The sequence below is a fragment of the Cystobacter fuscus DSM 2262 genome, from assembly GCF_000335475.2.
In the GTDB taxonomy this organism is placed as follows: domain Bacteria; phylum Myxococcota; class Myxococcia; order Myxococcales; family Myxococcaceae; genus Cystobacter; species Cystobacter fuscus.
In genome coordinates, this window is the sequence record NZ_ANAH02000009.1 from 377,735 (window position 1) to 400,326 (window position 22,592).

Consider the following 22,592-nt stretch of genomic DNA (forward strand, 5'->3'; position numbering starts at 1 on the left):
GACCAAAGGGCGAGCGGGCAGGGGGCGTGTCATGCGGCCCCGGACATAACACCGTCCGGTGGGCCGCTGGCACTCTCACGGCTCGTCGATGGAGGCACTCCTCACGCCGGGAAGCGCGCCGCGCAGTCCCTCGAGCAACTGGAAACCATCCATCCGCTCCGGCAGGGCGAGCTCGAAGACGGCGGTGCCTGCCCGGGACGCCGGCACTTGTTCGAGCGCGAGCATGCGTGCGTCGGGGTGCAGGGCCCGCAGCGGGGGCAGGGCGGCTCCCAGGTCCTCCACGCTCAGCGACAGCTTGACCCACTGGGGGCGGCGCTGTGCCGTCAGGTCCAGCGCGACGAGGACGGCGCCGAGGAATCCGGTGGCGCAGATGGCCACCCGGAAGGCGCCGAGGCCACAGGACATGCCCACGCCGATGAGCACGAACATGACGGCCGCGTCGCGCGTGTCCTTGATGCCCGAGCGGAAGCGGATGAAGCCGCCGAGCCCCACCAGTCCGAAGGCGCGCGACATGCTGTCTCCAATCACCGTCGTCATCACCGCGCCGGCCACGGCGATGAGCAATTGGGTATGCGCGGTCTCCTGGGGCATCACGGGGGCGGACGGCATCCACCGGCGCCAGGGCCGGTAGGCCAGGAGCGCGCCGAGCACCAGGGCGAGGCTGAAGCGCAGCAGGGCCTCGGGGATGAACAGCTCGTGGGGATCCGACACGTCCGTGCGCGTCAGCATTTCAAGCGGTGGCATGACGCCGCTCCTGTCCAGGGTGTGCCGCCACCCGCGCCGCCTGCCGCAACAGGGCGAAATCCCGGGGATGGTCCGTGAGCAGCCGGGAGATGAGCTCCTGTCCCCGCGCACTCGAGGCCAGGGGCCCCATGCTCTTCACCGTGGCCGCTGGCCACGTGTCCGCCAGCGCCTGGCGCAGCCGCCATGCCGTGGCTCCGTCCATCCCCTCGAAGGACTCCAGGGCCTCCTCGCAGGAGACACCGAAGGACTCGCGCAGGGCCCAGGCCCGAGGGTTGTTCAACCCCCGCAGGGACTCGAGGACGAGCCGCGAGGCCCGCCCCGCGTGCTGTTCGCGCAAGGCCCACGCCCGCTCGCTGTCGAGTCCCTCCAGGGTGCGCAGCACGGCATCCGGCGCCACCTCCCATGCCCGTTCCCGCCAATCCCAGGCGGGTGCGTCATCCACGCCCCGGATGGACCGGCAGGCGATGCGCGCCACCTTCTCCTGGTCGAGCGCCGCCTGACCTCCCCGCTGCGACAGCCAGCGCTCGCGCAGCACCCAGGCCCGCGCGTCGCCGAGCCTCGTGAGCGAGGTGACCACGGGCTCCGGAAACCTCCCGTGGAGGCGCTCGCGCATCGCCCACGCCTGTTCCGAGCCGAGCCCATCCAGGGAGGCGGCGACGGCCTCGGGCGCCCTCTGTTCCCACCGCTCCCGGAGCGCCCACGCCTGGGGGGACTCCGCGGCCAGCGCCTTGAGCGAGCCGAGCACCTGCACGGGCGCGGCTTGCTCCAGGCGGGCCCGCAGGTCCCACGCGCTCGCGTCGGTGAGGCCGGAGAGGCCATGGGCGATGAGCTCGGGGCAGCGCGTGGCCAGCCGCTCACGGCGCTCGTCGATGTCCGCGCCTTCCAGGCCCGAGAGGAACCAGGCGGCCAGTCCTGGTTCTTCCTCCATCCACCGGTCCACCCGCTCGAGAAATCGCGCCCGGGCCTCGTCGGCGGAGCGGGGCGGAGTCGGGGCACGAGGGGTGGAAGATGGGGTGCCCGGCTCGCCCCCGCGCACCATCCGCAGCACCTCCTGGGTGAGCTGGGTGACGAGCGCCTCGAGCGTCACGTCCGTGTTCTCGATGAGGGTCCATTGCTCGGGCGACTCCGCGGCGAGCGCCCGGTAGCCGGCGCGCAGCCGGGTCTGCATGCCCGCTCCGGCGAGCCCCTTGCGTGAGGAGGGCACCCCCGTGTCGGGCGCGAGCAGCTTCGAGATGCGGCGGCGGGCGCGCGCGATGGCCGGGTCCACGTCGATGAGGAAGACGCGCTCGGGCCGCAGTCCCCGGGTGCAGGCGTCCACGACGGGGCGCACCGCGTGCTCGGGCAGACCCCGTCCCCACCGGGCGAGCACCTCGGCGGTGTAGAGGAAGCGGTCGGCGATGACGACCTCGTACTCGGCGAGCGCCGGGCGCGTCACCTCCTCCAGCAACTGGGTCTCGCGGGCGGAGTAGAGGAGCAGCTCCGCCATGGGGGTGAGCGCGAGGTGGAGGGGATTCTTGGTGAAGAGTCGCAGTCCCTCGGACACGGGCGAGGCCAGCTTGCCGTCCTCGCGCACGTGCCGCACGCGCAGCCCCGCCTGGCGCAGCTCCCGCGCCACGCGGTTGGACAGCGTCGTCTTGCCGGAGCCATCGATTCCCTCGAATACGATCAGCATCAGAACACCACCTCCAACTGCAACAGCAGGGCCTTCCGGGTGACGAGGTCATCGTCCAGGACACTCAGCAGGGCCGGGACGGCGTTCTGGGCCACGCGGCGCTCGACTTGCGCCTGCAGCCGCCAGCGCCGCCACTGTCCGACGTTGACGCCTCCCACCCCTTCTCCCAGCAAGTCGTTGCGCGTCTTCAGGTCCGGCTCGAGCACCGAGAGCATGGCGAAGGGCTCCACGTACCACGTGCCCTTGGACACGCCTCCGAAGCGCACCGCCGTCAGGGCGCGCCCGGTGAGCAGCCTTCCCTGGGCGCCTGACAGGACGGACGTACGTCCCACCAGCACCTCGGCCCAGGAGCGCCACTCGCCCCAGCCGAAGGGCAGCGCGTGCTTCAAGTCGAGTCCGGCCGTCCAGTTGGCCGCCACGCCGCTCGGGCTCGTGCCCAGCAGCTCCGCCCGCGCGGAGCCGCCCAGCTCGAGCGACTCCAGCACCTGCCACGTCGCCCGGGCCATGGGCACGAGTCCCAGTCCCTGCTGGAGGCTGGCCCGCTCCAGGTCGTTCTGGAACACGCCCGCGCGCACCCGCACCACCCGCTCGCAGCCCGTGCACTGCCATTCCAACTGCGCGCCGACGCGGCGTCCAGTGAGGTTGAGCGTGTCCTCGGACAACACCTCGCGCAGCAGGCCCCGGCGCACCACGGGCAGCCGCGCGGTGGACTCCAACTCCACGAGCGACAGGGGCACCTTGAACTGGCCCACCCGGACGGCGAGCCCGTCGACGAGCTTCAGCGAGGCGTAGGCGTCCTTGAGTCCGTCCGTGACGTCGAACTCCACCACGGCCTTCAGGCGCTTCTTCCATTGATAGGTGAATTCCAGACGCGCGGAGGGAATGGACAGGATGCCCTTGAGCACCTTGTCCTCCTTGGCGCTGACGGCCTCGCGCGCGCGCAGCCGACCACCGATCTCCACCGAGCCGAAGGCGGAGGGCAGCACGAGGCCCGCCTCGGTGTTGCCGCTGGGGGGAGGGCTGGCGTCGGACGGGCCCTGCTGTTGATCCGAGTCCTGGGCCCGGGCGGAGGACACCAGGAGCAGCGTGGCGAGGACGAGCCACCGCGCGGGAGGAAAGGCTGACTTCATGGCAGGTCCATCTCCGCGTCCAGGCGCCAGCGCATGCCTTGTTCGAACTTCGAGTCCTGGGTCTCGAAAACCTCCAGGTTTCGCAGACAGTCGCGCAGCCACGGCGGGCTGTTCGCCCGCCACTTCACCTCCAGCAGGATGGCGGGAGCGTGACGGATGAGCCGCTCGGGCATGGCGGGCGCGCCCGGGCCGGTGGGCCGGGGCGGGAAGGCGAACACGAGATCCTCGTCCACGGTGAATCGCACGCTGGCGTCGGCGTTCGCGTAGGTGCCGCGCCGGTACCAGGCCGTCACCCAGGGGCGGACGGGGCCATGGGGACTGTCGCACAGCAGCCGGGCCGCTGCGCTGTCCTCGTCGAGGGACCCGCCCGCCAGCAGGGCCACCGCTTCGCGCGGGGACACGGGGAGGCGGACCTTGGTGCGCCGCTGACCCGTGTTGGTCTTCATCTCCAGGAAGCGCGTGCCGGTGAGCACGGGAGGCTCGGACAGGGAGGCACTTCCCGCGTACTCCCGGAGCCGCAGCCGCTGCGTATGTCCATGGCGGCAGGAGTCCAGGAAGCGCAAGTCCTCGGTGTCGAAGTAGGTCGTCCGCGTGAAGGCGAATGGCAGGCGGGCGTCATACACACAGGGTTGGGTCCAGGGGCGGGTGGCCCGCATGAAGTCATCCAGCGCCGCGCGGGAGGGCAGGAAGCGCCGCTCATGGTCCTGCTGCGACGCGAGGGGGGGGGAGGGGAGGGGAGGACTCATGCGGGCCACCGCGCTCATGGGTTGGCTCCCAGGGCCGTCTGGACCTCACCCTGGCGCCGGGCGGCGAAGCTCAGCAGCCCATTGGTGCCACTGAACGCGTCGATGAACGCCTGGGGCGAGCTCAGGAAGGTGTAGCCCGGCTGTTCGGCGTTCTCGCCCACCACCCAGGGGGTGATGAGTTCATGCGCCGCGCGCAAGCGGGCCTGGAACGACTCCGGCGCCATCACCCCGTTCGCGGCCTCCAGCGCGTACTTCGTGTAGTCGGCCTTGTAGGTGGGGTCGTCGAGCAGGTAGCGGATGAGCGGCCAGGTGGCGTCGGTGGTGTCGTACGTCAGGGACGTGGAGCGGCCCATGCTCTCGCCCATGGAGCGATCATGGTCCCAGGTGATCCAATGCAGCCGGCCGTTCTCCTGGGAGTGGGCGTAGAGATAGTAGTTGTGGGACATGGCGCCGTAGGCGTCCCAGTTCTGGACCACGGTGTTGACCGCGAGCCACTTGAGGAAGCCCTGCACGTTCAGCTTCTGCTCGAGGCGCGCGCGCCAGGCGGCCGCGTCGCTCCGGTCCGAATGGAGGGCGTTGATGGCTTCCTGCACGGGAGTCCAGCCAATCTCCTCGTTGGCCTGGATGTCGAAGGACGCCTCGTCGAAGGTGCCCCAGCGGGCGCCGGTGCCATCGGCCTCGTAGAGCGCGCCCTTGTGTTCCCCGAAGTAGCCGTCGAGCAGCGAGTTGTTGTCGATGTCCTCGTCGAGCGTGTAGAGGCCCCAGTACTGGGAGCCCTCGCCATGGTCCACGTACAGGGCGACGAAGGCGGTGCGGGGGGCGGGCACACCGGACTCGCGGAAGAGGTCCGAGGCGATCTTGTCGCGCATGAGTGACGCGTCGGCCGCGCCATTGCCCAGCGACAGCGTCTTGAAGCCGTAGAAGCGCTGATCCTGCGTCTCGGGATGCTCATCCTCGAACTTGTCGAAGCTCAGACGCAGCGGCAGCTTGGACACACCACTGCGCCAGGTCTGTGACAGCGAGGAATTGCCCTTCATGCGCACGCCGATGTAGGGCCAGGTCTTGCCCTCGAACTTGAAGGTCGCGGGCACGTAGACGGGCGTGTTGGGGAGGATGTCCCCGCCACCACCCCCCGGCGGAGCACCACCGCCACCGGACCGCGGCCTGCAGAGGAGCTGCGCGCCTCCCGGACCCTGCGCGCAGGTACTGGTGAAGGTGTTTCCCTGGAAGGTGGCGGTGCAGGCATCTCCCGCGGCCTTGTCCACGCACGGCTCGGTGAGCTCCGCGGGTATCGCGCCTCCCGGGCTGCCGCCACCCGGGCCTCCACCGCCCCCTCCCGGGCCCATGCCGCCACCCGCGCCGAACTCGCCCGCCATGGCGGTCATGTCGTCCTGCATGGTCTGCCAGTCCGTGGGGGCGATGATGAGGTCGAACCTCTTCACCTGCTCCTGGGGAAAGACGACGGCATAGGCGGGAGCGGCGTTCTTGCCGTGAGACTCCTCGCTCCATCCTTCGATGGTTTCGCTGCCCCCTCCACACGCGGAGGTGAAGGCGACGACGACGGTGGCGAGTGCTCCAAGGCGCGGACTTCGGTGCATGAGGGTCCTCTCGGAAGGAAACGGGGGTTCCTTCGCCAGGGCGGGGCGGTGGGCCGGCCATGGCGTTGCGAGTGGGCACCCTGGAGCGTGCTGGTGACCTCTTCTTTACGCTTTTGTGACGAAATATTTTCGAAATGGGGGGTTGACGCCCGCCGGATGAGCCTGCTCAAGGACTCTCGGGACGGAGAACCGAGCAGGCGCGCCTATCGCGCGGAGTCTGGCGAAGATGACTCGCTCAAATGGTCCTTCATGGCGCCATGGGAGTGACGGTGTTGGACGCCCAGAGCGGGCTGCCCGCCGAGTCGTAGATCACGAGGTTTCCATCGTTCTGCAGATAGAACATGGCGCCCCCCTGGCCAGCGGTGCGGGTCTGCCACAGGACCTGACCGGCCGAATCGTATTCAACGAGGTTTCCATCTTGTTGGAACAACACTTCCGCCGCCGTGCTTCCTACCGTGCCCGTGGCGAAGAGGGGTGTGGAGCCATGGTACAAAACCAGATTGCCATCGTTCTGCAACGTCAGTGAGAAACGACCATCGCAAGACACCAGGCTCTGTCCTCGCGTCAAGCCCTGGCCCGGGGACAGGGCTCCGCATTCCGAGGGAGGCTGCACCGGGGGCAGAGGCGTGGAGGGCGGCGCGGTGAAGAGGCCGAGGTCGACTGCATGGGCGATGGCCGCCAGTCCAGCGACGTTCGGATGCAGGTGGTCTCCGGTGTCGAATGCCGGCAAGAACCAGGTGGGCTTCGCCGGGTCATGCGTGGCCGTGTCCTGGTCGATCACCGCGTCACAGCCGCTCGCTGCGCTGCGCACGAATCCGTTGAACTGCTGGCGGGCCTGCTCCTGGCTGGACGTCCATCCCGTGGTGCCTTCATACGGCGTCAGCGTCGAGCAGAAGAACTTGATCTGGTTCTGATGGGCCTTGGCGATGAGGCGCTTGAGCACATCGATGAGCTGCGTGGCCGTCGGCTGCGGCGACGCCATCAGATCGTTGATGGGATCGTCGGAATAGATGACCCAACGGACGCCCGGTTGAGCCAGCACGTCGGAGTCGAACCGGTGCTCGGCGCTCAACCCGGCTCCATCGGCCAGGCTGCGGTTGCCGCTGATGCCTTGATTGAGAACGCCGACTTGAATGCCTTGTTGCAGCAGGCGTTTCGCCAGGACGTTGGGCCAGCGGTCATTGCCATTGAAATTGCTGCCCACGCCATCGGTGATCGACGCGCCCAGGGTGACCACGCTGCCCAATGCCTGGGGGTTCTGCACGTCCAGGTTGGTGAGGAAGTAGTAGCTGCCGGTGGTACCCACGCTGCTCAGGTTCACGCTGCTTCCCACATCACCAGGGGCGATGTAGTTGGTCTGCTGGCCCGTCTGGTGCGCCGTGGCCGGGCCCGTCGCACCGGGCAGGTACATGCTGATGGCCACATCTCCAAACGCTGGCACCTGGAACTGGATCGGATCGCTGGTCAGCCTGGTCCCGACTGGGAGCGTGATTTGCGTGCTCCCGCCGAAGGTGATGGCGCGATCGGTCCCGGACACGATCGACGAACCATTGCCCCGGAGCGCGATGCGCACGTTGGCGATCCGCAACGGCTGCGAGCCGAACTGGTTGGACACTTCCACTCGCACGACCGACCCGCCAATGCTGGTGCGCACGATCTGGCGCAGTGTCTGCGCATTGAAGGTGTCACCGCTTGCCTGTGGAGACGCGGCCCAGGTTCCCACCCACCCGTCGATCACCGCCGCTTTTTCGTGTCCAACGGCCTGGCCGCTGTGTACGGCACAGGCCATCACCAGCGTGGTCTTGGCGAACTGGCGGAACCAAGATGGAAAATGATTCTTGTTCATTCTGTTCTCCATTTGTCAGCGGCTGAATAAAGGGTCAGCCGAGGCGGCCTCCTGCCTCTGTACCTCATGATGAGTAATGACAACAGAACCAACTCCTTCCTCTCAGTGGCTGAGAATTCCTCCGGGCTCGGCCTCATCTACGAGAATGAGAAGCAGGGTGATTGTAATGATACGGTGGAGTGGGCTCGGAGAGGGAGGGGACTGTGAGGGGGTGGGAATCTGATTGACTTCTCGGTTCATCTATTGGGGAATTCAAGTAAAACCAGTTGAGTCAGGAGTCGCGGAATGCGAATCAGCGCGCCGTGGTGGATGAGCAGGTTGTTGGCGGTCTGGCTCGGAGTCTTGTTGGGGGGTGGTTGTGGCCAGCCGGGTGGCATCTCTGAAGAGCCGGAGGTGCGGGACTCTTCTCTGCTGGGTTCGTGGGCACGAGCTCGCGTCGCGGCGGGAATGCATCACTCCCTGGTCGTGCGCCTGGATGGAACGGTCTGGGCGGCGGGTGACAACTCGGACGGCCAATTGGGGGATGGGACCACAGTTTCTCGCCACGTGCCGGTGCGAGTCCACGGATTGAGAGGGGTTGCGGCCGTGGCCGCGGGCACCGATCACTCGCTGGCACTGCGCCATGATGGCACCGTGTGGGCCTGGGGTGGCAATGCCTTGGGCCAGTTGGGAGACGGCTCCTCGGACAGTCACTCCGAGCCGGTGCGGGTGCGAGGGCTGAGCGGAGTGGTGGCCGTCTCCGCGGGCGAGGGCCATTCACTGGCACTGCACCGGGACGGCACCGTGTGGGCCTGGGGCGACAATGCCTTGGGCCAATTGGGAGATGGGACCTCGGACAGCCACTCCGAGCCGGTGCGGGTGCCAGGGTTGAGCGGAGTGGTGGCCGTGTCGGCGGGTGACAACCACTCGCTGGCGCTGCGCTCCGATGGCTCCGTGTGGGCCTGGGGCGACAACAACTCCGACCAACTGGGCGGGGCCCCTGGTGCGCAGAGCTATTCCGTGCCATGGCGGTTGGAAGACCTGAGTGAGGTGGTGGCCGTGGCCGCGGGCGGTAATCACTCCCTGGCGGTGCGCGCCGACGGCACCGTGTGGGCCTGGGGCGACAACTTCGCCGGCCAGTTGGGAGACGGAAACATCCTGACCACCCGCTGGCTGCCGAAGCAGGTCCAGGGATTGAGCGGGGTGGTGGCCGCGTCCGCGGGCTGGGCCCACTCGATGGTGGCGCTCTCCGATGGCAGCGTGTGGGCCTGGGGCAACAACACCTCCGGTCAGCTAGGCAATGGCATCTCGGTGGGATACGGCGCCCTGCCGGAACAGGTGCAGGGCCTGCGTGGGGTGATGGCCGTGGCGGCTGGCGGTCTCTACTCGCTGGCGCTGCGCTCCGACGGCACCCTCTGGGCCTGGGGCTCCAACGACCATGGCCAGCGGGGAGATGGTTCCACGGTCTATCTCTCCTCGTCGGTGCGGGTGCGATGGCTGAGCGGGGTGGTGGCCATGGCCGCGGGCTCCGCTCATTCCCTGGCGGTGCGTTCAGATGGCACCCTCTGGGCCTGGGGGGCCAACTACTACGGCCAGCTCGGGGATGGGACCCGGAAGGATCACGACACGCCGAAGCGGGTGCAGGGGCTGAGCAGGGTGGTGGCCGTGGCCGCGGGAGATGGTCATTCGATCGCGCTGTGCGCCGACGGCACCGTGTGGACCTGGGGCTACAACCATGACGGTCAGCTGGCGCATGGCTCCACGAACGACAGCCCCGTGCCGCTGCATGTGCGAGAGCTGAGCGGGGTGGTGGCCGTGGCCGCGGGCGCGCTGCACTCGCTGGCGGTGCTCTCCGACGGCTCCGTGTGGGCCTGGGGTTACAACAGACAGGGTCAGCTGGGGGATGGCAGCCTGAGCAGCAGTGCCGAGCCGGTGCGGGTACAGGGGCTGAGCGGGGTGGCCGCCGTGTCCGCTGGCCTCAACCACTCGCTGGCGAGGGGCACCGATGGCGGCGTGTGGGCCTGGGGCGGCAACTCCTTCGGCCAGTTGGGAGAGGGCACCACGAGCAACGCCCTGGTGCCGGTGCGGGTGCGGGGGTTGAGCGGGGTGGAGACGATTTCCGCTGGCTTCAACCACTCGCTGGCGAGGGCCTCCGATGGTGGCCTGTGGGCCTGGGGCGGCAACTACACCGGTCAACTGGGTGATGGGACCACGAGCAACAGTTCCGTGCCGGTACGGGTGCAGGGGCTGAGCGGCGTGGCGGCCGTGTTCGCTGGCCTCAACCACTCGCTGGCGGTGCGCACCGACGGTTCCGTGTGGGCCTGGGGCATCAACTCTTTCGGCCAGTTGGGGGAAGGGACCACGAACACCAGCTTCGCGCCGGTACGGGTGCAGGGGCTGAGTGGGATGGAGACGGTGGCCGCTGGTTCTCTTCACTCGCTGTCCGTGGGCTCCGACGGCTCCATGTGGTCCTGGGGGAACAACCACCACGGCCAGCTGGGCCATGGGCTTCCCGGAAGATCACCCACCCCTGTTCGCTCCCTGCTGTATTGAGGGGCGGTGGTCGGTTTCCAGGTGCTGGTGAAGGTGGTCCCCTGGAGGAGTCCGGGGGCTGGGACGTCCGTGGATTCGCTTGACCCCCTATCTTGCGACCGATAGGTAAGGCCCCGCCCGACGAACCGAGGAGGCGCGGCGGGATGAGTCGGTCTGGAGGGGGCGCGGCCGTTTCGCCGCCAAGGGCCTTGGGTTCGTGGCCTTCCCGTCTGACCGCGAGTATCCGCGTGGCCGGTACGCCTTGGCTTGGTTCACCACCCTTGTCCGTTGCCCAGGTCCTGGCCCGTCCAGGAACGCTCCATGCACTTCGATCGAAACCGGACTTCCTTCCTCTCCACCCTCGCTCTCTTGTCCGCTCTCGGGGCCGGGGCCTGCAAGTCCCCTGAAGCGCCCCCACCGGCCGCTCCCCCGGCCGTGGAGGTGGGTACGATCACGGTGCGGCCCTCGACCATTCCGGTGCTCGATGAGCTGCCGGGGCGCATCGCTCCGACACGGGTCGCCGAGGTGCGTCCGCGTGTGTCCGGCATCATCGTCGAGCGCGTCTTCCGGCAGGGGGGCAGCGTGAAGGCGGGGGACGTGCTCTTCAAGATCGACTCCTCGCTGTTCGAGGTCGAGCGCGCGAGCGCCAGGGCCGTGCTGGTCAAGGCCGAGGCCACGGCCGCCGAGGCGCGCCAGCAGGGAGAGCGGGGCGAGAAGCTCATGGCCAGCGGTGTCATCACCCAGGAGCAGCACGAGGCGCTCCGGGCGGCGCTCCAGCGGGCCGAGGCCGATGTCGCCGTGGCCCGGGCGGCGGTGCGCCGCGCGGAAATCAACCTGGACTACACGACGATCCGCGCGCCCATCAGCGGGAGGATCGGCCGGGCCCTGGTGACGGAAGGCGCCCTGGTGAGCCAGGGAGATCCCACGGCGCTCGCGGTCATCCAGCAGCTCGATCCCATCTACGCGGACTTCACCCAGCCCGCGATGGAGCTCCACCGTCTGCGCCAGGCGTTCAAGGACGGGCGCATCCAGGGCGTCACCCCCGAGCAGGCCAACGTCCGGCTGGTGCTCGATGATGGCTCCCTCTACTCGACGCCGGGCAAGCTGCTCTTCTCGGACGTGACGGTGGATCCCGGCAGCGGCCAGTTGACGCTGCGGGGCGAGTTCCCCAATCCGGACGCCGAGCTTCTTCCGGGCATGTACGTGCGGGGACAGGTCGAGCAGGGCTCGCTGAGCGAGGCGCTCGCCGTGCCCCAGCAGGCCATCCAGCGGGACAACGCGGGCAAGTCCCAGGTCTTCGTGGTCGCGTCCAATGGCACCGCCGAGGTGCGCCCGGTGCGCACCTCCCGCGTCTACCAGAACCATGCGGTGATCCAGCAGGGCCTCAAGGCGGGTGATCAGGTCATCGTCGAGGGCTTCCAGAAGATCGCCGCGGGCGCACCGGTCAAGCCGGTGGCCTGGACCGCGCCTGGAACCGACGTCACTCCCTCCCAGACTCGATAGGGCCCACCGCCATGCCTCGTTTCTTCATCGACAGGCCCATCTTCGCCTGGGTCATCGCGCTGTTCATCATCATGGCGGGCGTGCTCGCCATCCCCAACCTGCCGGTGGCGCAGTACCCCAGCGTGGCGCCGCCGCAGATCACCATCGCGACCTTCTATCCGGGCGCGTCTCCCGAGGATCTCTACCAGAGCGTCACGCGCATCATCGAGGAGGAGCTCAACGGCACGAAGTCGTTGCTCTATTTCGAGTCGAGCAGTGACGCGACGGGGGCGGTCTCCATCACCGCGACGTTCGCGCCGGGGACGGATCCCGCCCTGGCCGCCGTCGATCTCCAGAACCGGGTCAAGCGGGTCGAGCCGAGACTGCCGCTCGCCGTGTCGCAGCAGGGCTTGCAGATCGAGGAAGCGGGCAGTGGCTTCCTCCTGATGGTGACGTTGCGCTCCACCGACGGCTCCTTCGACGAGATCGGCCTCGGGGATTACCTCTCGCGCAACGTGCTCAATGAATTGCGGCGCATTCCGGGCGTGGGCCGGGCGCAGCTCTTCTCCTTCGAGCGCGCCATGCGCATCTGGGTGGATCCGAACAAGCTGCAGGGTCTGGGCCTGTCCTCCCAGGACGTGACGAACGCCATCCGCTCGCAGAACGCCCAGGTGGCGGCGGGCTCGCTCGGCTCGCAACCCGGACCGGTCACCCAGCAAGTCACCGCCACCGTGCTGGTGAAGGGCCAGTTGACCTCGCCGGAGGAGTTCGGCGCGATCGTGCTGCGCGCGAACGCGGATGGTTCCTCCGTGCGCCTGCGGGACGTGGCCCGCGTGGAGCTGGGTGGGCAGAGCTATGCCATCTCCTCGCGGCTCAATGGCCAGCCGAGCGCGGCCATCGGTGTCCAGTTGTCCCCCACGGGCAATGCGCTCGCCACCTCGACGGCGATCCGCGCGAAGATGGAGGAACTGTCCCGGTTCTTCCCCAAGGGCGTCGAGTACGACATTCCCTATGACACGGCCCCGTTCGTGGGCGTGTCGATCAAGAAGGTCCTCGTGACGCTCGTCGAGGCGGTGCTCCTGGTCTTCCTGGTGATGTTCCTGTTCCTCCAGAACATCCGCTACACGATCATTCCCACGATCATCGTCCCCATCGCCCTGCTCGGCACCTGCGCGGTGATGTTCGCGATGGGCTTCTCCATCAACGTGCTGACCATGTTCGCCATGGTGCTCGCGATCGGCATCCTCGTGGACGACGCCATCGTGGTCATCGAGAACGTGGAGCGCATCATGAGCGAGGAGGGGCTGTCCCCGCACGAGGCCACGCAGAAGGCCATGCAGCAGATCACCGGGGCCGTCATCGGCATCACGCTCGTGCTCAGCGCCGTCTTCGTGCCCATGGCCTTCTTTCCCGGCTCCGTCGGCGTCATCTACAAGCAGTTCTCGCTGACGATGGTGGTGTCCATCCTGTTCTCGGCGCTGCTCGCGCTGTCGCTGACGCCGGCGCTCTGCGCGACCTTCCTGAAGCCCGTCGCCAAGGGACACTCGCACGCGCGCACGGGGTTTTTCGGCTGGTTCAACCGGGGCTTCGAGCGCACGTCCCTCGCCTATCGTGGACTGGTGGGCCGCACCCTGCATCGCGCGGGCCGGTTCATGCTCGTCTACGTCGCGGTGTTCGCGGCGCTCGGCTGGTTGTTCGTCCAGCTCCCCTCGTCCTTCATCCCGAGCGAGGACCAGGGCTTCATCATCCTCGGGGTGCAGGCGCCGCCGGAGGCCACGGTCAACCGGACGTTGGACGTGGTGGTGCAGATGGAGAAGTCGCTGCTGGCCGAGCCGGGGGTGGACCGGGTCGTGGCCATCCTGGGCTTCAGCTTCTTCGGCCAGGGTCAGAACGCGGCCTTGAGCTTCGCGACGCTGAAGCCCTGGGAGCAGCGGGGAGCCGAGGACAGCGCGGAGGCCATCGCCGGGCGGATGAACGGGGCGCTGTCGGCGGTGCGGGATGCGTTCGTCTTCGCGCTCTCTCCTCCGCCCATCGAGGGCCTGGGAACGTCGGGCGGCTTCTCCTTCCGCCTGGAGGATCGGGGAGGCATGGGTCAGGAGGCGCTCGCCGCCGCGAGGGACCAACTCCTGGCGGCCGCCGCCCAGAGTCCCGTCCTCTCCGGGGTGATGTTCGAGGGTCTGGCGAACGCGCCACAGGTGGAATTGCGCATCGATCGCGAGAAGGCCAGCGCGCTCGGGCTCACGTTCGGGGATATCAATGAAACCCTCTCCACCAACCTGGGCTCGGCCTACTCCAATGACTTTCCCAACAGCGGCCGGATGCAGCGGGTGATCGTCCAGGCGGAGGGAAGCCGGCGCATGCAGCCGGAGGATCTCCTCGCGCTCAACGTGCGCAATCGCCAGGGCACCTCGGTGCCCCTGTCCGCCTTCGCCACGGTGGACTGGCGGGTGGGCGCCACCCAGGTCATCGGCTACAACGGCTATCCCTCGGCCCGTATCAGCGGCAACGCGGCTCCCGGCCACTCGAGTGGTGAGGCCCTCCAGGAAATGGAGCGCCTGGCGAGCCAGCTGCCGCGGGGGTTCGGCTTCGACTGGAGCGGTCAATCCCTTCAGGAACTCCAGTCGGGCTCGCAGGCTCCGTTCCTGATCGGCCTGTCCATGCTCTTCGTGTTCCTGTGCCTGGCCGCCCTCTACGAGAGCTGGTCCATTCCCGTGGCGGTGATGCTCGTCGTGCCCCTGGGCGTGCTCGGCTCGGTGCTGGCGGTCATGCTCCGGGGACTGAGCAACGACGTCTATTTCAAGGTCGGCCTCATCACCATCATTGGCTTGTCGGCCAAGAACGCCATCCTCATCATCGAGTTCGCCAAGGACCTCCGGGCGCAGGGCAGGTCCATCACCGACGCGGCGCTCGAGGCCGCCCAGTTGCGCTTCCGTCCCATCCTCATGACCTCGCTCGCCTTCACCCTGGGTGTGGTCCCGCTCGCCCTCGCGAACGGGCCCGGCGCCGCCAGCCAGCGAGCCATTGGCACGGGGGTGCTCGGAGGGATGCTGTCCGCCACGGTGCTCGCGGTCCTCTTCGTGCCGATCTTCTACGTCTTCATCATGCGGCTGCTCAACCGGCGGGCCGTGGAGATCGAAACGTTACGATTGCCAGACGCCACGGATTGAACGGGCGGCGGCCCCCGCCCGTGGGTTTTTCACGTTTATTCTGTGCGGTGGGGGACGACGCACTCCGGGTATGGACTGTCTCCTCGCGCATGCTTCCCGAGGGCGGGTTTCCCGCCCGGCGGGTTCATGACCTGGTGCATCCGCCGAATCGTGTCACCTGATGACGTTCGAGGCGGTTGGGATTCGAGGGCTCCACGCCCTCTCCCAACCTGCGCCGTCACACCGTGACGGACCGAGCCTTTTTTACACCTTGTGTGTCTTCAGGTCGACGCTCGCGCGTGTCGCGTTGCGTCATGTTTTTCACGTTTCGCGGGGCTGGCAAGTGTTATAAAACTTTACTTGCTCGTTTTACTTTTTCTTCTCGTCTTTAGTGGGACGGGGAAGGGTTCGAGGACATGACACAGAGGAGTAGGGCTTCGTCCTGGAAGCAGTTCGTGGTGGGAACTGGCTTCTGGGCGGTGGGCGTGATCGCGGGCGTGGGCTGCGCCGTGGCGACCAGCGATGACACCCTGGACGCTGCCGAGGCAGGGGTTGAGGCGTCGTTGGAGTCCACGGGTTCCAGGACGCTCACCATTGCAGGGCAAACGTTCGGCCTGACGTGGGAGGATGACTTTGGCGGTGACCTGAACAAGGGCCAGCCCAAGTCCTATCTCAACACGCAGTACTGGACGAAGGAGAACCTGGGCGTCAACTTCGAGCAGCAGGCCTATACGAACCGGGAATGTCCCAGCAATCCCACCAATTGGAACTACTGTGTCGAGAACGGCAAGCTGACGCTGCTGGCGCGCAAGGAGCCGTTGGACTGTGTGGTGTGGAAGCAGTGTACCACCACCAGTGAGTGCGGCACCAACGGCACGTGCGCGGCCACCGGTTACTGTGTGTATGACCAGAACCGCAACGGCGTGTACGATCACGAGGAGTGCGCACCGTTCAACGGCACGGCCAACGCGCCGACCAACGGGACGCAGTACTCCTCGGGCCGCATCAAGAGCGACGAGAAGGTCGAGTACCGCTACGGCTACATCGAGTTCCGCGCGCGCATGCCCTTCGCGGATCTGCCTGCCGGGGCCACGCCGCCCAACGGCATGTGGCCCGCCATCTGGATGCTCGGCGCCAACGGAACCATCACCAATGGTGGCCGTGATGACAGCGCTGGCTGGCCCATGAATGGCGAAATCGACATCATGGAGTACACGCAGATCAAGGAGAACAAGGCCCTCTACCCGAACAACGAGGCCATGGGCTACAACGTGCTGTGGCGCGAGCTTCCCGAGGCGGGCGAGCTGGCGAACAACTCCGGTGGATGGGAGCCCAACGCGTGCAGCTCCTGGCCGAACAACGGCGATGCCAAGTGCGACGGGGACGTGGGCGGCGCCCGGGCCACCTGGAATGGCAAGACGATCGACTACCACCAGTGGCACACCTGGGGCTTCCTGTGGGACGAGAACGGGTTCAAGATCTACATCGACAACCTGCCGCAGAACGGCGGCCAGCCGGTGGGCACCTTCACCATTGGTGACGGCGCGACCGAGTTCCGCCAGCCGATGTACCTCATCCTCAACAACGCCGTGGGTGGCGAGCTGGGCTGCCTCGGGTTCAAGGATCGCGCCTGCACCTCCAGCGCGCAGTGCGCCAACGGCGCGGCGTGCGTGAGCGGCAAGTGCCAGGAGACGGCGAGCTCGTGCATCAACATCGACTGGGCGGCCCATGGTGACAAGGCCAAGCTCGAGGTGGACTACATCCGCTGGTATCACCGCGGCTCTGGCTATCCGCAGGCCGCCCGGGCCGCGTGCCAGGACAGCGACAACAACGGCGTGCCGGACAACCTCATCCGCAACTGCGGCTTCAACGAGGACTTCACCTATCACCGCAGCGATCTGTTCTTCGACGGTGGCGCGGGTCTCACCGAGGTCATCAACGAGGGCGGCACGCACGGCTTCGTGCAGTGGGTGCGCGTGGACAACGGCGGCTGGGCGACCCACAGCGTGCAGGTGCGGCAGGAGGGCTTCCAGCTCCAGGCCGGTACCTCCTACAAGTGGAAGGTGGACCTGAAGTCGAACGCGGCGCGCACGCTGCCCGTGAAGATCGTCCAGGCGCATGATCCGTGGACGGTCGTCGCCTCCTTCAACTGCAACGTGGGCACCGGGTGGACCACCTGCACCGGGCCGAACTTCACCCCGTCCGCCACGGACACCTACAAGTTCGAGATCTCCATGGGCGGTGCCGCCTACACCGGCGCGCAGCTCTACCTGGACGACATGTACATCGGCACCACGGCCAACGCCTGCCAGCCGGACTGCACGGGCAAGCTGTGTGGCGGCGATGGTTGCGGCGGCACCTGCGGCGCGTGCCGCACCGGTAGCACCTGCGGCAGCTGGGGCCAGTGCGTGGCCGGCACCAGCACCTGCACGCCCTCGTGCTCGGGCAAGGTGTGTGGCAGCGATGGTTGCGGCGGCACCTGCGGCACCTGCGGCTCGGGCCAGACGTGCAGCAGCACGGGCCAGTGCACCAGCACCTGCACGCCCTCGTGCTCGGGCAAGGTGTGCGGCAGCGACGGTTGCGGCGGCACCTGCGGCACCTGCGGCTCGGGTCAGACGTGCAGCAGCACGGGCCAGTGCACCGGCGGCACCACGACGCCTCGCCGCCTGGAGGCGGAGAGCGCCACGCTGACGGGCTGCTTCGCCGAGGCCGGCGGTGACAGCGGTGGCAAGGTCGTCGCCTTCGAGGGCAACGACTCCATCTGCTGGAGCAACGTGAACATGTCGGGCATCACCTCCGCGACGGCCCACGTGGGCGCGCCGTACTCCGGTGGCCAGGCGCAGCTGAAGTTCAACGGCGCGGTCATCGGCACGTTCACGTTGAACACGGCGACCGGCGGCTGGAGCAGCCCGAGCCTGACCAACCTCACCACGTCGGTGGCCACCAGCGGTACGGGCACGCTCTGCCTGGCGGGTCTGACCCACCCGAACGGGTGGATCTTCTCGGTCGACTACCTCGACCTGAAATAGGCCCCTGACGTGACCAGGACCCCTTCTGGTGAGGTTCGCCGGGAGGGGTCCTTCGTTTGTTCTGTCTGTCGTCGTCTGGTTGTCGTTGTCGAGCCGTGGCCGTCTGGCTGTAGCTGTCTGGCTGTAGCTGTCTGACATTCATCCCTCGCGGTTCCCTTCCCCCATGAATCTTCTCAATCCTCTCCTCCACGGCGCGCGCAGCGCCTGGACACGGTGGGCGTCTGCCTGTGCGAGCCTGGCGCTCGCGGGCATGACGGTCGCCAGTCCCCTCGCCGCGCACGCTCAAACCAATACCAACCTCGCCCGAGGCAAGCCCGTCACGGTGTCGTCGACGGATGGTGTGTTCTCCGGCTCCTCCGCGGTCGACGGGGATCCAGGCACCCGCTGGAGCAGTGGTTTCACCGACAATGAATGGATTTCCATCGACCTTGGGTCGACCGTGTCCATTGGCCGCGTGGTCCTCAACTGGGAGACCGCCTACGGCAAGAACTACACGCTCGAGTCTTCCACCGACGGGGCGAACTGGACGGCGCTGAAGACCGTCACCAACGGAGATGGAGGCATCGACGATTGGACGGTGTCCGGCTCGGGCCGCTATGTCCGCATGCGCGGGCAGCTCCGGGCCATCGGCTACGGGTACTCGCTGTGGGAGTTCGAGGTGTATGGCTCGGGCGGCACGTCGACGAGCACGGACCTCGCCCGGGGCCGTTCCGCCACGGCCACGAGCATCGAGAACAACGACCCCAACCTGGGGCCGAGCTTCGCCTTCGACGGCAACGCCAACACGCGCTGGTCGTCCGTCAGCGGGGTGGATCCCCAGTCGATCCGGGTCGACCTGGGCTCGTCCCAGCAGGTGGGCAAGGTGGTGCTCAACTGGGAAGGCGCCTACGCCAAGACGTACACCATCGACGGCTCCAACGATGACGCTGGCTGGCAGACGCTGGCCACCATCACCGATGGCGCTCCGGGCATCCGGGAGATTCCCGTGTCCGGCACGTACCGCTACGTGCGCATGCGTGGCACCGCGCGCGGTACGGGCTACGGCTACTCGCTCTACTCCTTCGAGGTCTACCAGTCCGGTGGCACCACGCCGCCTCCGACGCAGACGACCAACCAGACCGTCAAGTTGGTCTTCCCCGACCTGGCCTACGCGAAGGTGAGCATCTCGCCCACGCCGCTGGCCGTGTCGCCCGTTCCGGAAGAGGGCCTCGCGACGCCCTCCGTGCGCAACCCGGCCAAGGTGGTCACCTACCTGTGCACGTTCCCGCCCAACACCACGGTGACGATGTCCAAGAACCAGTTCTCGCCCACCCAGCCCAACACCGACATCCGCCTGGTGGTCACGGACTCCACGGGCACCACCAAGCGCGCGCAGTCCGTCACCGCGCTCGCGGTGCAGGACGCGGTGTGGCAGGTGGAGATCTACAGCACGGGCTCCACGGATCCGGGCACGCCCTCCGGGCCCATCATCCCCGACCCGTACGTGAAGGTGGCTCCTCCGGCGACGGCCGGTTCGTTCGCGGTGACCGCGCCCGCCAACGGCGCGATGATCACCAACACCCGCCGCCCCACGTTCCAGTGGGCCGCCGTCACCGGCGCCACCAACTACAAGCTCTTCGTCAACATCACCCGGAATGACTACGACTGGATGGCGGCCGGGGACCTCCTCAACCGCTTCACCGAGGTGGGCTCCACCACGGGCACCTCGCTCACCCTCAACCAGGACTTGGTCGATCGCTGGACCTACAAGTGGTACGTCGTCGCCACGCTCTCGAGCGGGGCCACCAGCCGCTCGGACCTGCGCACCTTCAGCGTCTACCTCCCCGTGGTCGAGACCGTGGCGGATGGCGTGTCGCTCATCAACGGGATGCGTGACATGAACAAGAACGGCGTCATCGATCCGTACGAGGACTGGCGCAACCCCATCGCCACGCGCGTCAACGATCTGATGAGCCGGATGACGCGGCACCAGAAGGTGATGCAGCTGTTCTTCAATGCCAAGGAGTACCCCGACGCGGGCTTCACCATGGGTCCGCTGGCGCCCGAGGACATCGTCGCCTTCCAGAAGGCCTCGGCGGCCACGCCCCTGGGCATCCCCTACATCGACGCGGGTGACTCCATCCACGGCTTCAAGACGAGCTGGCCCACCCAGCCCGGTCTGGTGGCCACGCGTGACCCGCAGCTCGCGTACGAGATGGGTGACATCCAGCGGCGCGAGCAGCTCGCCGTGGGCAGCCGCGGCACCCTGTCGCCCCTGGCCGAAGTGGGAACGAAGATCCTCTACCCGCGCATCCAGGAGGGCAGTGGCGAGGACGCGGACGTGGCGGCTGGCTTCTCGCGCGCGCTCATCGCCGGTCTGCAGGGCGGCCCCGAGGTGAATCCCCACTCCATCTGGGTCACCACCAAGCACTGGCCGAGCCAGGGCGCCGGTGGCGAGGGCGGCATCACCTACGACGGCACCACCATCCACTACCACATGCGTCCGTGGCACGCCGCCCTCGAGGCCGGCACCAGCGGCATCATGCCTGGTTATGCCGGCAGCAAGCTCCTGGCCCCGGGCCAGTGGGGCGCGGGCGACAGCCCCGGCATCATCAACTACCTGCGCCAGAACATGGGCTACACCGGCGTCATCTGCACGGACTGGCTGCCCGCGGGCGATCCCTGGGTCCGCTCGCTCATGGCCGGCTCCGACGTGATGGGCGGCGCCGACCCCGGGCAGATGGGTGACTTCGAGAGCCGGGTGACCGATGCCCGCGTCGAGGAGTCCGCCCGCCGCGTCATCGAGCTGAAGTTCCGGCTCGGCCTGTTCGAGGACCCCTATCGCAAGGGCCTCGCGGGAACGGCGGATTGGCACACGGCCGACAACAAGAAGGCGGCCCGTCTGGCCGCCCAGGAGTCGATGACCCTGCTCAAGAACGACGGCGTCCTGCCGCTGCGCGTGGGCGCGGGCTCGTCCATCGTCATCGCCGGCCCGCGCGCCGATGATCCGTCCTGCATGGTCACCTGGCGCTCGGACTTCCACAACACGGACTTCGGCGCCCAGACCTTCTACCAGGCCATCAAGCAGCGCGCCGAGGCAGCGGGCATCACGGTGTACAAGGACGCGGCGCCCGCGGGCGTCACGCCCAGCGCGGCCATCGTGGCGGTGGGCGAGAGCTACTACACGCACGGCACCGCGTGGGACAAGGAGAAGCCCTACATCCCGGGTGACCCGGCCGGTCCCGCGCACACCGCCTTCGCCAAGCCGGAGGAGCCTCGCGATCACTACGGCATCATCACCAGCTTCAAGTCGAAGAACATCCCGACGATCACGGTGATGGTCCTGCCGCGGCCCTACATCCTCACCAACGTGGCGCCGCAGAGCAACGCGCTGGTGGCCACCTACCGGCCTGGAGACCTGGGCGGCCCGGCGTTGGCGGACGTGCTGTTCGGCGACGTGCTGCCCCGCGGCAAGCTGCCGTGGGATCTGCCTCGCTCGTTGGATCAGATCGGCACCGACGTGGAGACCGATCAGAAGGAGCGTTGGGACTTGCCGTTCGACCTCGGGGCCACCGAGGCCGAGCGCACCATCATCCGCGACCGGATCGCCAAGGGTCTGTCCGTGCAGCCCATCTATGGCAATCCGTTCTATCGCTATGGCGATGGCATCCAGGGCTTTGGTCTGACGGACTCCACGCCGCCCACGGCGTTCACCCTCCAGACGCCGGCGAACGGAACCACCATCACCGGCACGCGGCCCGCGTTCTCGTGGACGGCGAGCAGCGATCCTCAGACGGGCATCCAGTACTACGAGGTCGTCATCGACGGTCAGGCCGTGCTGGGGGGCCGCACGAAGGCCACCTCCGCCGCGCTCGAGGGGCTCAAGCTCGCCAATGGCCAGCACTCCTGGTACGTGAGGGCCGTCAACTGGGCCAACGGGGTGACCACGTCGGCCACGTCCACGTTCACCCTCAATGACACCACGCCGCCCGCGGCCTTCTCCGCGCTCCTTCCGGCGGCGGGCTCGGCGGTTCCCGGCACCTCGACGCGCTTCATCTGGGAGCGCACGAGCGACGTGGGCGCGGGCGTTGCCCAGTACGTCCTCAACGTGGACGGAACGGACCGCACCCCGGTCATCACCGCCGGGGCCTACACGGCCACGACCGTCAACCTGGCGCGTGGCAAGAATGTCTCCGCTACCTCCAACGAGTTCGGCAGCGCCAACGACGCGGTGGATGGCAATACCACCACGCGCTGGTCCAGCCGGGCGGACACCGCCAACCCGAACACCGAGTCGATCACCATCGATCTCGGCGCTGTCTATTCCATCAAGCGCGTGGTGCTCAATTGGGAGGCCGCGTACGGCTCGAAGTACGTGGTGGAGGCCTCGCTCGATGGCACCACCTGGACGCCGCTGTACACGGAGAACGCCGGCAATGGTGGCATCGATGATCTCACCAACCTGAGTGGGGTGGGCCAGTACGTGCGGATGCGCGGCGTGCAGCGCTTCACGCAGTTTGGCTACTCGCTGTGGGAGTTCGAGGTGTATGGCCTGGCCACGCACGAGACCACGTTGACCGGGCTGGCGGCCGGAAGCCACACCTGGCGCGTGCGCGCCGTGGATGGTGCCAACAACAGCACGCAGTCCAACGGCCCCATCTCGTTCACGAAGTAGTCCCGCCGACGTCCCGAGCGGGTTGAAGACAGGG

11 protein-coding genes are annotated in these 22,592 nt (G+C 67.8%); 5 read left to right on the forward strand and 6 right to left on the reverse strand.

Translation table 11 applies throughout. The features are described 5' to 3' along the window. Nucleotides 1-75: 75 nt before the first annotated feature. The 6 genes from D187_RS17855 to D187_RS51645 form a co-directional block, all read right to left on the reverse strand. On the reverse strand, nucleotides 76-744 hold the full coding sequence (locus tag D187_RS17855; RefSeq protein ID WP_002626687.1) for a DUF4956 domain-containing protein: 669 nt from the start codon (nucleotides 742-744) through the stop codon (nucleotides 76-78). Next, nucleotides 731-2,416 carry a dTMP kinase gene (gene tmk / locus D187_RS17860; protein WP_002626690.1) on the reverse strand — a complete coding sequence of 562 codons (1,686 nt, stop codon included), beginning with the start codon at nucleotides 2,414-2,416 and terminating at the stop codon, nucleotides 731-733. The genes D187_RS17855 and tmk overlap by 14 nt, the downstream gene beginning before the upstream one ends. Next, nucleotides 2,416-3,546 (reverse strand): porin, encoded by a 1,131-nt coding sequence (locus tag D187_RS17865; RefSeq protein WP_002626692.1) that lies wholly within the window; start codon nucleotides 3,544-3,546, stop codon nucleotides 2,416-2,418. Before D187_RS17865 ends, tmk begins: the two co-directional genes overlap by 1 nt. Further along, nucleotides 3,543-4,292 carry a VTC domain-containing protein gene (locus D187_RS17870; protein WP_245591750.1) on the reverse strand — a complete coding sequence of 250 codons (750 nt, stop codon included), beginning with the start codon at nucleotides 4,290-4,292 and terminating at the stop codon, nucleotides 3,543-3,545. Before D187_RS17870 ends, D187_RS17865 begins: the two co-directional genes overlap by 4 nt. A gap of 14 nt (nucleotides 4,293-4,306) precedes the next feature. Beyond that, nucleotides 4,307-5,890 (reverse strand): CotH kinase family protein, encoded by a 1,584-nt coding sequence (locus D187_RS17875; protein ID WP_002626695.1) that lies wholly within the window; start codon nucleotides 5,888-5,890, stop codon nucleotides 4,307-4,309. Nucleotides 5,891-6,137: 247 nt separating this feature from the next. Beyond that, nucleotides 6,138-7,736 carry an SGNH/GDSL hydrolase family protein gene (locus tag D187_RS51645; RefSeq protein ID WP_002626697.1) on the reverse strand — a complete coding sequence of 533 codons (1,599 nt, stop codon included), beginning with the start codon at nucleotides 7,734-7,736 and terminating at the stop codon, nucleotides 6,138-6,140. 285 nt (nucleotides 7,737-8,021) lie between these two features. Here D187_RS51645 and D187_RS17885 point away from each other — a divergent pair, with 285 nt between their 5' ends. From D187_RS17885 to D187_RS50040, 5 genes are all read left to right on the forward strand, one after another. Continuing rightward, on the forward strand, nucleotides 8,022-10,268 hold the full coding sequence (locus tag D187_RS17885; protein ID WP_020918108.1) for an RCC1 domain-containing protein: 2,247 nt from the start codon (nucleotides 8,022-8,024) through the stop codon (nucleotides 10,266-10,268). Between the two features lie 300 nt (nucleotides 10,269-10,568). After that, complete coding sequence (locus tag D187_RS17890; RefSeq protein WP_002626700.1) at nucleotides 10,569-11,750, forward strand: efflux RND transporter periplasmic adaptor subunit; 1,182 nt, start codon at nucleotides 10,569-10,571, stop codon at nucleotides 11,748-11,750. Nucleotides 11,751-11,761: 11 nt separating this feature from the next. Continuing rightward, nucleotides 11,762-14,896, forward strand: a complete 3,135-nt coding sequence (locus tag D187_RS17895; RefSeq protein WP_002626701.1) for a multidrug efflux RND transporter permease subunit — start codon at nucleotides 11,762-11,764, stop codon at nucleotides 14,894-14,896. Nucleotides 14,897-15,291: 395 nt separating this feature from the next. Further along, nucleotides 15,292-17,904 (forward strand): carbohydrate binding domain-containing protein, encoded by a 2,613-nt coding sequence (locus tag D187_RS17900; RefSeq protein WP_020918109.1) that lies wholly within the window; start codon nucleotides 15,292-15,294, stop codon nucleotides 17,902-17,904. Nucleotides 17,905-18,067: 163 nt separating this feature from the next. Beyond that, nucleotides 18,068-22,558, forward strand: a complete 4,491-nt coding sequence (locus D187_RS50040; protein ID WP_002626704.1) for a galactose-binding domain-containing protein — start codon at nucleotides 18,068-18,070, stop codon at nucleotides 22,556-22,558. Nucleotides 22,559-22,592: the final 34 nt, after the last annotated feature.

What these genes read in the sequence shown, in the direction of transcription:
- D187_RS17855 (WP_002626687.1), bottom strand. Translation starts at nt 744, where the DNA reads ATGCCACCGCTTGAAATGCTGACGCGCACGGACGTGTCGGATCCCCAC.
- tmk (WP_002626690.1), bottom strand. Translation starts at nt 2,416, where the DNA reads ATGCTGATCGTATTCGAGGGAATCGATGGCTCCGGCAAGACGACGCTG.
- D187_RS17865 (WP_002626692.1), bottom strand. Translation starts at nt 3,546, where the DNA reads ATGAAGTCAGCCTTTCCTCCCGCGCGGTGGCTCGTCCTCGCCACGCTG.
- D187_RS17870 (WP_245591750.1), bottom strand. Translation starts at nt 4,292, where the DNA reads ATGAGTCCTCCCCTCCCCTCCCCCCCCCTCGCGTCGCAGCAGGACCAT.
- D187_RS17875 (WP_002626695.1), bottom strand. Translation starts at nt 5,890, where the DNA reads ATGCACCGAAGTCCGCGCCTTGGAGCACTCGCCACCGTCGTCGTCGCC.
- D187_RS51645 (WP_002626697.1), bottom strand. Translation starts at nt 7,736, where the DNA reads ATGAACAAGAATCATTTTCCATCTTGGTTCCGCCAGTTCGCCAAGACC.
- D187_RS17885 (WP_020918108.1), top strand. Translation starts at nt 8,022, where the DNA reads ATGCGAATCAGCGCGCCGTGGTGGATGAGCAGGTTGTTGGCGGTCTGG.
- D187_RS17890 (WP_002626700.1), top strand. Translation starts at nt 10,569, where the DNA reads ATGCACTTCGATCGAAACCGGACTTCCTTCCTCTCCACCCTCGCTCTC.
- D187_RS17895 (WP_002626701.1), top strand. Translation starts at nt 11,762, where the DNA reads ATGCCTCGTTTCTTCATCGACAGGCCCATCTTCGCCTGGGTCATCGCG.
- D187_RS17900 (WP_020918109.1), top strand. Translation starts at nt 15,292, where the DNA reads ATGACACAGAGGAGTAGGGCTTCGTCCTGGAAGCAGTTCGTGGTGGGA.
- D187_RS50040 (WP_002626704.1), top strand. Translation starts at nt 18,068, where the DNA reads ATGAATCTTCTCAATCCTCTCCTCCACGGCGCGCGCAGCGCCTGGACA.